The 11,714-nt window shown below is 71.8% G+C and carries 13 protein-coding genes; 10 read left to right on the top strand and 3 right to left on the bottom strand.

From position 1 onward, the window contains the following. Positions 1-130: 130 nt before the first annotated feature. Together ACH4EB_RS19300 and ACH4EB_RS19305 are read left to right on the top strand one after the other, a co-directional pair. A complete protein-coding gene (locus tag ACH4EB_RS19300; RefSeq protein WP_398348739.1) occupies positions 131-1,144 on the top strand; it encodes a zinc-binding dehydrogenase in 1,014 nt (337 codons plus the stop codon). Between the two features lie 182 nt (positions 1,145-1,326). Beyond that, complete coding sequence (locus tag ACH4EB_RS19305) at positions 1,327-2,199, top strand: GyrI-like domain-containing protein (protein WP_398348740.1); 873 nt, start codon at positions 1,327-1,329, stop codon at positions 2,197-2,199. 153 nt (positions 2,200-2,352) lie between these two features. Here the strand turns inward: ACH4EB_RS19305 and ACH4EB_RS19310 are convergent, their stop codons facing one another. After that, positions 2,353-2,724, bottom strand: coding sequence for a MerR family transcriptional regulator (locus ACH4EB_RS19310; RefSeq protein WP_398348741.1), 372 nt, complete (start codon positions 2,722-2,724; stop codon positions 2,353-2,355). 610 nt (positions 2,725-3,334) lie between these two features. Here ACH4EB_RS19310 and ACH4EB_RS19315 point away from each other — a divergent pair. The 3 genes from ACH4EB_RS19315 (at position 3,335) to ACH4EB_RS19325 (ending at position 4,852) form a co-directional block, all read left to right on the top strand. Beyond that, positions 3,335-3,748 (top strand): ATP-binding protein, encoded by a 414-nt coding sequence (locus ACH4EB_RS19315; protein ID WP_398348742.1) that lies wholly within the window; start codon positions 3,335-3,337, stop codon positions 3,746-3,748. A gap of 102 nt (positions 3,749-3,850) precedes the next feature. Beyond that, positions 3,851-4,243 carry an FhaA domain-containing protein gene (locus ACH4EB_RS19320; RefSeq protein WP_398348743.1) on the top strand — a complete coding sequence of 131 codons (393 nt, stop codon included), beginning with the start codon at positions 3,851-3,853 and terminating at the stop codon, positions 4,241-4,243. 189 nt (positions 4,244-4,432) lie between these two features. After that, positions 4,433-4,852: an ATP-binding protein gene (locus tag ACH4EB_RS19325; RefSeq protein ID WP_398348744.1), complete on the top strand. Its 420-nt coding sequence runs from the start codon at positions 4,433-4,435 to the stop codon at positions 4,850-4,852. Between the two features lie 68 nt (positions 4,853-4,920). Here the strand turns inward: ACH4EB_RS19325 and ACH4EB_RS19330 are convergent, their stop codons facing one another. Both ACH4EB_RS19330 and ACH4EB_RS19335 read right to left on the bottom strand, forming a co-directional pair. Continuing rightward, positions 4,921-5,355, bottom strand: coding sequence for a VOC family protein (locus ACH4EB_RS19330; protein ID WP_398348745.1), 435 nt, complete (start codon positions 5,353-5,355; stop codon positions 4,921-4,923). 172 nt (positions 5,356-5,527) lie between these two features. Next, on the bottom strand, positions 5,528-5,956 hold the full coding sequence (locus ACH4EB_RS19335) for a MarR family winged helix-turn-helix transcriptional regulator (RefSeq protein WP_398348746.1): 429 nt from the start codon (positions 5,954-5,956) through the stop codon (positions 5,528-5,530). Positions 5,957-6,231: 275 nt separating this feature from the next. On the opposite strand from ACH4EB_RS19335, the gene ACH4EB_RS19340 reads away from it, so the two are divergent. The 5 genes from ACH4EB_RS19340 (at position 6,232) to ACH4EB_RS19360 (ending at position 11,595) form a co-directional block, all read left to right on the top strand. Further along, positions 6,232-7,185, top strand: coding sequence for an SDR family NAD(P)-dependent oxidoreductase (locus ACH4EB_RS19340; RefSeq protein ID WP_398348747.1), 954 nt, complete (start codon positions 6,232-6,234; stop codon positions 7,183-7,185). Further along, positions 7,182-8,054, top strand: a complete 873-nt coding sequence (locus tag ACH4EB_RS19345; protein WP_398348748.1) for an amidohydrolase family protein — start codon at positions 7,182-7,184, stop codon at positions 8,052-8,054. Before ACH4EB_RS19340 ends, ACH4EB_RS19345 begins: the two co-directional genes overlap by 4 nt. Before the next feature lie 13 nt (positions 8,055-8,067). Beyond that, positions 8,068-9,570: an o-succinylbenzoate--CoA ligase gene (gene menE / locus ACH4EB_RS19350; protein WP_398348749.1), complete on the top strand. Its 1,503-nt coding sequence runs from the start codon at positions 8,068-8,070 to the stop codon at positions 9,568-9,570. A 152-nt stretch (positions 9,571-9,722) separates the two neighbouring features. Then, positions 9,723-10,178, top strand: coding sequence for a MaoC family dehydratase (locus tag ACH4EB_RS19355; RefSeq protein WP_398348750.1), 456 nt, complete (start codon positions 9,723-9,725; stop codon positions 10,176-10,178). Positions 10,179-10,263: 85 nt separating this feature from the next. Then, positions 10,264-11,595: an MFS transporter gene (locus tag ACH4EB_RS19360; RefSeq protein WP_398348751.1), complete on the top strand. Its 1,332-nt coding sequence runs from the start codon at positions 10,264-10,266 to the stop codon at positions 11,593-11,595. Positions 11,596-11,714 lie beyond the last annotated feature (119 nt).

Genomic DNA, 11,714 nt, shown 5'->3' on the forward strand with positions numbered 1-11,714 from the left:
GGCCAACGGCAACGGCAGGCAGGCCGCGCACACCGACGGCCGCCCGCCGCCCACCGTCCGCCGTACTTCCAGGTCAACGACCATGCCCACCCCACCGACGGGGCGGGCACCGCCCTCACCAGGAGACGTCATGCACGCGATCCGGCTGCACACCTTCGGCCCCGCCGAGAACCTCACGTACGAGCAGGTCGACGACCCCCGCCCCGGCCCCGGACAGGTACGGATCGCCGTGGCGGCGGCCGGTGTCCACCTGCTCGACACGGCCCTGCGCGAGGGCCTCGCCGGCGGCCCGGCCCCGCTCCCCGACCTGCCGACCATCCCCGGCCGGGAGGTCGCGGGCACGGTGGACGCCCTCGGGGAAGGGACGGATCCCATCTGGCTGGGCCGCCGGGTCGTGGCCCACCTGGGCATGCACCCGGGCGGCTACGCCGAGAAGGCCGTCGCCGACGCCGCAAGGCTCCACGCCGTCCCCGACAACCTGGACGAAGCCCAGGCGGTGGCCATGATCGGCACCGGCCGCACCACCATGGGCATCCTGCTCTTCGCCGACCTCACCGCCGAGGACATCGCCATCGTCCCGGCCGCGGCCGGCGGCATCGGCTCCCTGCTCGTCCAGTACGCGAAGAACGCCGGAGCGACCGTCATCGGCCTCGCGGGCGGCCCGGTCAAGACCGAACGCGTACGGAAGCTGGGGGCCGACCTCGCCGTGGACTACAAGAAGGCCGACTGGCCCACCGAGGTACGCGCCTTCCTGGACGCACGTGCCGCCCCCGGCGCCACCCTCGTCTTCGACTCCGTGGGCGGCGAGCCGGGCCGCGCCGCCGTGGAGCTGCTCGCCCGCGGCGGACGTCACCTCGTCTTCGGCTGGTCCTCGGGCGGCCCGCTGACCGGCGGCCCGCTGACGTTCGCCGAGGGTGAGCTGGCCGCACGCGGCATCACCTCGGAGTCCGTCCTCGGCCCGGCGATGATGGCCAAGGCAGGCGGTGACAACCCGCTGCGGACGCTGGAGACCGCGTCCCTGGCCGAGGCCGCGGCCGGCCGTCTCGTACCGGACGTACAGCGCTTTCCGTTGGCCAAGGCGGCAGCCGCACACCGCGCCCTGGAGAGCCGCGGCACGATGGGCAAGGTCGTCCTGATCCCCTAGGCCCGACGCTCCGCCCCGGCCCATCGGGTCATCACAGCCACCCCGCAGCAGTACCCCACGCCTCCACCCCGAGGACAGCAGGACTCCCGCCCCCACCCCACCCGACCGAACCGGGCACAAGATGTCGGGTGCGGGACCACGCGCTCTTCCTAACGTGAGGGGCGTGAAGGAAGGAGACCGGAGTGCTGGAGCGGCTGAACGAGGCCCTGGACCATATCGAGGCGCACATCTGCCGTCGGATCGAGGTGACCGAGCTGGCGAGAATCGCGAGGACGTCGGAATACCACTTCCGCCGTATGTTCTCCGCGCTCGCCGGGATTTCCCTGTCGGAATACATCCGCCGCCGACGGCTCACGGTCGCGGGGGCCGAGGTACTCACCGGCGAACGGACGTTGCTGGACATCGCGATCCGGTACGGCTACGGCTCGGGGGAAGCGTTCGCGCGGGCTTTTCGGGCCGTACACGGTGTGGGCCCGGGCGAGGCCCGGCGGGACGGCGCTGCACTGCGTTCCCAGCCCCGGATGTCCTTCCGCCTCATTGTCGAAGGGAGCAGCAGTATGCGATACCGGATCACGGAGAAGGAAGAGTTCCACGTCGTCGGAAAGAAGGCGCGGGTCCCGCTCGTCCACCAAGGGGCGAACCCGGCGATCGCGGAGTTCATCCGGGGCATCGGCCAGGAGACGATACGGCGGATCGCCGCCCTCTCCGACCAGCAGCCGGAGGGAATCGTGGCCGTCTGCGACGACCTCGACCCGAGCCGGGCCGAGGGCACCGAACTCGATTACTACCACGGCGTGGTGACCCAGGCGGACGCCCCCGGCGACCTGGACACTCTCGTCGTCCCGCCGGGAACCTGGGCGGTCTTCGAGGACTCCGGCCCCTACCCGGAGGCGCTGCAATTGCTGTGGCGCGACGTCTTCACCCAGTGGTTCCCGTCCAACCCGTACCAGAGCAGGCCGGGCCCCGAAATCCTCCGTACCCGCCTCTCGGAAGACGGAACACAGGCGGACACGGAGCTGTGGATTCCTGTGGAGCGGGTGGCGGTTTCCGGCTGACCCGCATGGGGACGCAACCGGCGCGTCGGCAGGCGAAAGCCGGCTCGCGCAGAAACCGGCCCCACCCCTCGCCCGGCACACACATCGCCGGCCTGCGCCGGCCGGCTGATCGGCCCTGCTGCCCCAGGCAGGTCGGGCCAACGCAGCCGTGGATCAGGTCTCGGTCTCCGGCCGGGGCCCGTGGCCGGCGCGGCGCATCTCTTCGTTGATGCGGCGGGCTTCTTCGAGCTGGTCCTCGAGGATGATGATGCGGCAGGCGGCATCTATGGGGGTGCCCTGGTCGACGAGTTCGCGGGCGCGGGCGGCGATGCGCAACTGGTAGCGGGAGTAGCGGCGGTGGCCGCCTTCGGAGCGCAACGGGGTGATCAGGCGGTGTTCGCCGATCGCGCGGAGGAAGCCGGGGGTGGTGCCGAGCATCGCGGCGGCCCGCCCCATCGTGTAGGCGGGGTAGTCGTCGTCGTCGAGACGGTCGGCGGAACTACGGGGTTTTTCTGCTGTCACGTGCACCTCTTCTGTTACACACATCGAGGGGCCCTGGTGCCGTGCGGCACCAGGGCCCCGAGGGGACTTCAACACCATCTGCCGGCCAACTGCTGAGCCGGCTCCTTGTTTCCGTCGGCCCGCCCAGAGAGAGGCGGGGCATACGGGGATCGCGGATGCGTGACCGGGGACCACCTGTCCTTTCGGGGTCTGCGGTACCCGGGCGGACACTTCCTCGCCCGGGCGATCCTGATGGCGTCTGCCTCCTTGTTTCTCCTGGTCAACCTCTTGCTACTGCCTGGTGCGGTGATACTCGCGGCCCCGGGGGCCACCGGCCCGGCAGTCAGTGGCGGGACCCACGTGCGTACCTGACGGCCCCGCCGCTCCACTGCCGTGCCCTGCCTTCTGGCACCGCGTGCGCGGCAGATCACCTCTGCCGCGCCCTCATCGACTCTTGGCTACGGGCACCACCATAATCTTCACGCGTGCAGATGTCTACCCTGACGAGGACAGGTTTCCGCGTCCATCGGGCACATGGTTCTGGTGTTCAGCAGTACCGGAAAAAGCGTGATGGCGGGGCGTTCGGGACTGAGCGCCCGAGAGTCGGGCATATGCAGTGGGCAGCAGTGCGACCGACCACGAATGGGGCACGCGTATGAGCGACACCGAGACCCTGCGCCGGCCGGTCCCGCAGACGACCGTGGTGGAGGGCGACAGCCCGGCCGGCCTCCGCGATGTCCGGCGGGCCACGCACGCCTTCGCCGAACGGCTGACCCCCGCACGTGATCCCGCCTGGGCGGACACCCTGGTCCTGGTGGTCTGTGAACTGGTCACCAACGCCCTGCGCCACGGCGGCGGCCGCTACCGCCTCGAACTGTCCGCCGCCCCTGGCAGCGTGACCGTCTCGGTCAGCGACCCGAGCCCCGTCCGCCCGCGCGAACGCACCCCCGATCTGGACGGCGGCAGCGGCGGCTTCGGGTGGCCGATGATCCGCCAACTCTCCCGCCACCTCGCCATCACCTCCGGGCCCGGGAACGGCAAGACGATCCGGGCCCGCCTCGCCCGCTGAACACGAGCACCCGCCGGCCCGCCACGCGGCCGTGACCCGCCGGAACCGGCGGTCACCCGAACGGGCCAACATGGCTCCCGGGCCTGTGGGCAGCCGCCAGGGATGGGCATCCTGAGCGGTCTCGAAGCGTGGATGGACGACCGGGCCTTCGGCTGGCACCGGCGCCGGCGCGCGGCACGGCGCGACCCGTTGGAGGTGGTGACCATACTGCGGCGGATCTGCGACGAGCGCGCCGTGATCGTGGGGCGCGGCCGCGTAGTGGTCCCCAACACCTTCGTCCTCCAGGTGCCCGAGGCCAGCCACCGCCAACTGCGGGGTGCCTTGGCGCCGCTGGAACTGGAGTTGTCGGTCGCCGTCCGTGGCCACGCGGCCGCCCGCGCCTACACCTTCGCGGGCCCGGTCACGGTACGCCTCGCCCCCGCCTCCGTACCGGCGCACGAGCGGTACCGCATCCACAGCCGTATCACCCCCGCCGCGCGCCCCGCACGGCCCTGAGCGCCGGCCCGTGCGCCGCGGCGCGCGCCACCGGCCGGATGTCACCGGCCGGCCGGTCGGCGGCGCGGCCACCGGTTGGTGCGCACGGGGCAGGGCATACCAGTACTGCAGAACCGGCCGCCGCGCCCCGGCGGCCCCGGCGCCTCGTTCAGCGTGCGCCGGCCGGGTTCTGGAGGGGGAGGGAACACCATGTCACCACGCCTGCCTGCCCGCAGCCGTACCGTCCGCGACGAATATCTGCTGCCCCGCGCGAAAACCGCCGCCTCCTGGGCGCGGCGGCTGACCGCGGCCTTCCTCGCCCGGGAGGACACCGCGGCGCTCACCCGGGCGAACGCCGACGACGCCGCGCTGGTGGTCTCGGAACTGGTCACCAACGCCACGCGCCATGCCCACAGTGTCTGCCGGCTGCGGCTGTGCGCCGCGCCGAGCGGGCACCTCACCATCGAAGTCCACGATGACGCGCCCTCGCGGCCCCGCCACCGCACGGCTGGCGTGTCCGAAGAGCACGGTCGCGGCCTGGCGATCGTCAGCGCCCTCGCCCGCCGGCTGGACGTCCTCGACGATCCCCGGGGCGGCAAGACCATACGGGCCAGGATGAGCCCCGCCTGAGTGCCTGCCGACGACGGGGGCCGTGGCCGAAGCGGCCCGGGGAATCCGGGCGGCACGTCCGCGGCCCCTCAGTCGAGACAGAACTCGTTGCCCTCGACGTCCTGCATCACGATGCACGACTCGTTGTACTCGTCGGCCCGCAGCAGTCGCACACGTACGGCGCCGAGCGGGATCAGCCGTGCGCACTCCGCCTCAAGTGCGGCGAGGCGCTCTTCCCCCACGAGCCCGGTGCCGGCCCGCACGTCGAGATGGACCCGGTTCTTGACGACCTTGCCTTCGGGAACGCGCTGGAAGAACAGTCGCGGGCCCACGCCCGAGGGATCACAACAGGAGAACGCCGCCCCCTGCCGCTCAGGCGGCAGCGAGCGATCGAAATCGTCCCACGTGGCGAACCCCTCCGGCGGCGGCGGTACGACGTACCCCAACACCTCGCACCAGAACCGAGCGACACGCTCCGGTTCCGCGCAGTCGAAGGTGATTTGGACCTGCTTGATCGACGCCATCGGTCCACCATAGGTGCGCACGCCGGTGACCAGCACCCGAATATCATCGCCGTGCGGGTCGGGGGCTTGCCTGACATGAGTGACGCCGGCCGTGCCCGCTGATGTGGCGAACCCGGCCCTTGCCGACCGGGGTTGACCGGCGCACGCCGCCGGGCTCCGATCGTCACGGCGGTTACGCCCCCTCGTCGGGACGGGCGATACGCAGGAGCAGGTCGTGCAGCGTCTCGCGTTCCCGCGGTGACAACGGGCCGGCCAACTGGTCCGTGACCTGGCGGCTCGCGTCGTCGGCGTCCCTCAGAAATGCCTCGCCCGCCCGGGTGAGGGCGACGACGCGGCTGCGCCGGTCACCGGGGGCGGGGCGCCGCTCGACGAGTTCCTTGCGTTCGAGGTCGTCCACGAGGCCGACGATGGCGCTGGGGTCGTACCCGAGGCGTTCGCTGAGTTCGCGCTGCAGAGCGCCCTCGGTGGTGGCGAGGTAGCGCAGCACCGCGTAGTGGCGCAGCCGCAGGCCGGACTCCTGGAGCGCCGCGTTGAACAGTTGCCCGGAACGGAGCCCGATCCGGTAGAGCAGATAGCCGGTGTCGGAGTGCAGGCCCCGCATCCAGGGCTCGTCAGCGTCAACGGGCGCTGTTCGCTGGGGCGTTGTCTGGGCGGTGATGGCTGGCTCCCTGGGCCGGGCCCCGCGGCGGGGCGGTGACGCTGCTGGCCCCAGCATGCCGTACTCCCATCACCCCAACAACTATTGACGACAACAATGATTGGTCTTAGCTTCCATTGTGTCGGCCGGCGCCGGTCGAGCCCGAGACGTCCCGGCGCGCGACGCCTTCCCGCTGACGCCTCACCTCCCCGCGCCCCGCCTGTCGAAAGGACCGCGCAGTGCCGAACCCTTCGTCCCCGAAGACCGCCGCTCCGCACCCCGTTGACCTGACCGGGAAGGTCGCCGTGGTCACCGGTTCCGGCCGCGGTCTGGGACTTGCCTACGCCGCCGCGCTCGCCCGGGCCGGTGCCGCCGTCGTCGTGAACGACATCGACGAGGAAGCGGCCGTACGAACCGCCAAGTGCCTCACCGAGGCGGGTGGCCGGGCCGTGGCCGAAGCGGCCGCGGTCGGTACGAGCGAGGCCGCCGACCGGCTCGTCGCCCGTGCCGTAGCGGAGTTCGGCCGCCTCGACGTCATGGTGACCAACGCCGGCATCCTGCGGGACCGGGTGCTGTGGAAGATGACCGACGACGATTTCGATGCCGTGGTGACCGCCCACCTGAGGGGCACCTTCACCTGCGCCCGGGCCGCCGCCGTACGCATGCGGGAGCAGGGCGAGGGCGGCAGCCTGGTCCTCGTCGGCTCGCCGGCGGGCCAGCGCGGCAACTTCGGGCAGACCAACTACGCCGCCGCCAAGGCCGGGATCGCCGCCATGGCCCGCACCTGGTCGATGGAGCTGGCCAGGGCGCGGATCACGGTCAACGCCATCGTGCCGGTCGCCGCCACCGCGATGACCGAGACCATCCCCGCGTTCGCGCCGTACATCGCGGCCATGAAGCAGGGGCGGCCGCTGCCGGACGTGCTGCGCAAGGGTGAGGGGTTCGGCACCGCCGAGGACTGCGCCGCACTCGTCCCGTTCCTCGCCTCCGACGCCGCCCGGGACGTGACCGGGCAGTGCGTCGGCATCGGCGGCGACCGGCTCACGCTGTGGTCACACCCGCAGGAGACCACAGCGGCGTACGCGGACGGCGGCTGGAGCCCCGACGGCATCGCCGCGGTCTGGCCCACCACCCTCGGCGCCGAGCCGCAGACCGTCGGCATCCCCGCCCCCCGCCTTCCGGAGGCCCGGTGAACATCGACGAGCTGACCGCGATCGACGTCCACACCCACGCCGAGGTGTCCTCGAAGGGGGCGGCGTCGCTGGACGAGGACCTGTATGCCGCCTCCGGCGCGTATTTCAAGGTCGAGGGCGACCGGAAGCCGACGCTTGAGGAGATGGCGGCCTACTACCGCGAACGGAAGATGGCGGCGGTCGTCTTCACCGTGGACGCCGAGGCCGCCACCGGCACCGAGCCCGTGCCCAACGAGGAGGTCGCCGAGGCGGCCGCCGCCAATCCGGACGTCCTCATCCCCTTCGCCTCGCTCGACCCGCACCGCGGCCGGGCGGCGGTCAAGCGGGCGCGTCGCCTGGTCGAGGAGCACGGCGTGCGGGGCTTCAAGTTCCACCCGAGCATCCAGGGCTTCTTCCCCGACGACCGCCTCGCGTACGGGCTGTACGAGGTGATCGAGGAGACCGGCGCCATCGCCCTGTTCCACACCGGGCAGACCGGTATCGGCGCGGGCGTGCCCGGCGGGGGCGGCATCCGGCTGAAGTACTCCAACCCCCTGTACGTCGACGACGTCGCCGCGGACTTCCCCCACCTGAAGATCATCCTCGCGCATCCCTCGTTCCCCTGGCAGGACGAGGCCCTGGCGGTGGCCACGCACAAGCCGGGCGTGCACATCGACCTGTCGGGCTGGTCGCCGAAGTACTTCCCGCCGCAGCTCGTGAAGTACGCCAACAGCCTGCTCCAGGACAAGGTCCTGTTCGGCTCGGACTACCCGGTCCTCACCCCCGACCGCTGGCTCGCCGACTTCGCCCAGTTGCCGATCAAGGACGAGGTCAGACCGAAGATCCTCAAGGAGAACGCCGCCCGCCTGCTGGGCCTCCCCCGCGCCTGAAAGGGCACCCGCCATGCGCAACGAAGGAATCGGGTCGTGGCCCGCGCGCCGGGCCCGCAAGACGCCCCACCGCACCGCCCTGCTCCACGACGGCACCGCGCTCACCTACGCCGCACTGCACGAGCGCACCACCCGTCTCGCGCACGCCCTGCGGGGCCTGGGGGTGCGCCGCGGCGATCGCATCGCCTACCTCGGGCCCAACCACCCGTCGTACCTCGAAACGCTCTTCGCCGCCGGCCTGCTGGGCGCGGTCTTCGTCCCGCTCAACACCCGGCTGGCCGCCCCCGAGATCGCCTACCAGCTCACCGACTCGGGGGCGGCGGTCCTCGTCCACGCCGCCGCGCAGAAACCGCTCGTGCCCGGCCCGCGGGAGGCATCGCGCCTCACGGTCACCATCGAAGTCGGCGCGCCGTACGAGGAGTTGCTGGCCGCGGCACCCACGGCCCGGATCGACGCGACCGTCACCGACGACGACGTGTGCCTCATCATGTACACCTCGGGTACGACCGGCCGCCCCAAGGGCGCCGTGCTCACCCACGCCAACCTCCTGTGGAACGCCGTCAACGTCCTGGTGGACACCGACCTGACGGCGGGCGAGGTGGCGCTGGTGTCCGCGCCGCTGTTCCACACCGCCGGGCTCAACATGCTCACCCTGCCGGTCCTGCTCAAGGGCGGCACCTGCGTCCTCGTCGAGTCCTTCGACCCGGACGCCGCGCTCGACCTCGTCGAACAGCAGCGGGTCACCTTCATGTTCGGGGTGCCCACCATGTACGAGCAGATGGCACGCTGCCCGCGTTGGGAGCGCGCCGACCTCTCGTCGCTGCGCACCCTCAACTGCGGCGGCGCGCCCGTCCCGGCCCGGCTCATCGAGGCGTACCACCGGCGCGGGCTCTCCTTCCGGCAGGGATACGGCATGACGGAAGCATCGCCCGGGGTGCTGTTCCTGGACGCCGAGCACGCCGGGGCCAAGACCGGATCGGCCGGCGTGCCGCACTTCTTCACGGACGTACGGGTCGTCCGCCCCGACCTGACCGCGGTCGAGCCGGGCGAGACCGGCGAGGTGATCGTGCGCGGGCCGCACGTCATGGCCGGCTACTGGGGGCTGCCCGAGGAGAGCGCCGAGGTCCTCGCGGACGGCTGGCTGCGCACCGGGGATGCCGCGCGCATCGACGCCGACGGCTACGTCACCATCGTCGACCGGCTCAAGGACATGATCATCTCCGGTGGCGAGAACGTCTACCCGGCGGAGGTGGAAGCCGCCCTGCTCACCCACCCCGACATCGCGGAGTGCGCCGTCATCGGCGTCCCCGACCCCACCTGGGGACAGGTGCCCCGCGCGGTCGTCGTCGCCCGCGGGGGCGCCGTGCCCGACGCCGACGCGGTGCTCGCCTCGCTCGCCGGGCGCCTGGCCAAGTACAAGGTCCCCAAGTCGCTGGTCTTCACGGACACGCTGCCGCGCACCGCCTCGGGGAAGCTGCGCAAGCCCGAGGTACGGGAACTGTACGGCGCGCGCTGAATCCATCGCGTATCGCACGCTCCGACACGAGCCCCCGTGCGGGGCCTCTGCGGCGCGCGCTGAACCCCTCACACCCCACTCGCCCTATCCGGCTTATTCAACCCATCCGACCCATCCGACCCATCCGCCACAGACACCACGGAGTACGCCCCATGAGCATCACCGTCAACGGCCTGGACGAGCTGCGCGCCCTCGCGGGAAGCGACCTCGGCACCAGCCGGTGGATCACCGTGTCACAGGACCGGATCAACACCTTCGCCGACGCCACCGACGATCACCAGTGGATCCACACCGACCCCGAGAAGGCGCAGACCGGCCCGTTCGGCGCCCCCATCGCCCACGGGTATCTCACGCTCTCGCTCTTCATCCCGCTGTTCACCGAGGTCCTCCAGGTCAGCGGCGTCACTGCCAAGGTCAACTACGGGCTGAACAAGGTCCGGTTCCCGGCCCCGGTGAAGGCGGGCGCCCGTATCCGTCTGGCCGGCCGCCTCGCCTCGGTCGAGGACGTACCCGGCGGCGTGCAGATCGCCGTGGACGGCACCGTCGAGATCGATGGCGGCGACAAGCCCGCCGCCGTATTGCAGAGCCTGTCCCGCTTCTACGCCTGACGTGCCGGAGCCGGAGCCGGGGCCCCGGCCCGCCCCGTCCGCCGGGCCCGGACGCCCCTTCCCCCTCGCCCCAAGGGAGTACGTCATGCGGTCACGCCGACGCGGCCCGAAGGACGCACAGTTGCGCCGCGTAGCCCTGTCCGGCCTGCTCGGCACGGCCGTGGAGTTCTACGATTTCCTGGTCTACGGAACCGTCGCCGCCCTGGTCTTCGACGACCTGTTCTTCCCCGGAGCCGACCCCGCCACCGGCACCATCGCGGCCTTCGGCACCTTCGCCGCCGGCTACCTCGCCCGTCCGCTCGGCGGCGTCGTCTTCGGGCACTTCGGCGACCGGCTCGGCCGAAAGTCGATGATGCTGACGACGATGGGCCTGATGGGCACCGGCAGCTTCCTCATCGGACTGCTGCCGACCTACGCCACGATCGGTGTGTGGGCCCCCGTCCTGCTCGTCCTGCTGCGCGTCGTCCAAGGGGTGGCGATCGGCGGCGAATGGGGTGGCGCCACTCTCATGGCGGCCGAGCACGCCGGTGAGCGCCCGCGCGGGCGGTGGACCAGCTTCACCCAGCTCGGCGCCCCGGTGGGCACGCTCGTGTCCACCGCTGTCGTGACCGCGGTCGGCGCCCTTCCCGACGACCGGTTCCTCGCCTGGGGCTGGCGGGTACCGTTCCTGCTGAGCCTGGCACTGTTCGCCGTGGGCCTGTACGTACGGCTCACGGTCACCGAGAGCCCGCTGTTCTCCGCCGTCCAGAAGCGCCGCGACGCGTCCCGGCTCCCGCTCCTGGACGTCCTTCGCCGCCCCCGCGCGCTGCTGCTCGGCACCGGCGCGGGCATCGCCCCCTTCGCCGCGCAGTCGATCCTGGCCACCTTCCTGATCTCGTATGCCGTCGGCCACGGCTACACCCGGCCGCAAGTCCTCCTGGGCGTCACCCTCGCCTCCGCCACGGCGCTCGTGGTGCTGCCGTGCTCCGCCGTCCTGTCCGACCGCTTCGGTCGCCGCCCGGTGGTGGCGGCGGGCGCCGTCCTCTCGGCGGTCACGGCGTTCCCGGTCTTCGCGCTGGTCGACTCCGGCAGCCCCGGGTTGCTGATCCTGGCCTGCGTCATCGGCCACGGCATCGCCCAGTCCACGATGTACGGGCCCCTGGGCGCCCTGCTGACGGAGATGTTCGACACCCGGGTGCGCTACACCGGGGCTTCCCTGGGCTACCAGGCCGCGACGCTGCTCGGCGGCGGTCTGTCCCCCCTCATCGCCGGCGGCCTCGTCCACGCCTACGACAGCACCGTCCCCGTCGCGCTTCTGCTCACCCTCGCCGCGGCCGTCACCGCCCTCAGCGTGTGGCGGATCGCGGAGACGAGCCGGGGCCGGCTCACCGACGCCTCCTCACCTGCTCCGCACACTCCGGAAGGAGCCACGCAATGATGCCCCCGTCTCTGGGGTTGTCCCCACCTCAGAATGTGTCCCCATCGCTGAGGACGTCTCCATCCCTGAGGACGTCTCCGCGTACGCCGATGTTCCCGCGTACGAGGTTGTTCCCCCGT

The sequence above is a fragment of the Streptomyces sp. NPDC018045 genome, assembly GCF_044327445.1.
GTDB lineage: Bacteria > Actinomycetota > Actinomycetes > Streptomycetales > Streptomycetaceae > Streptomyces.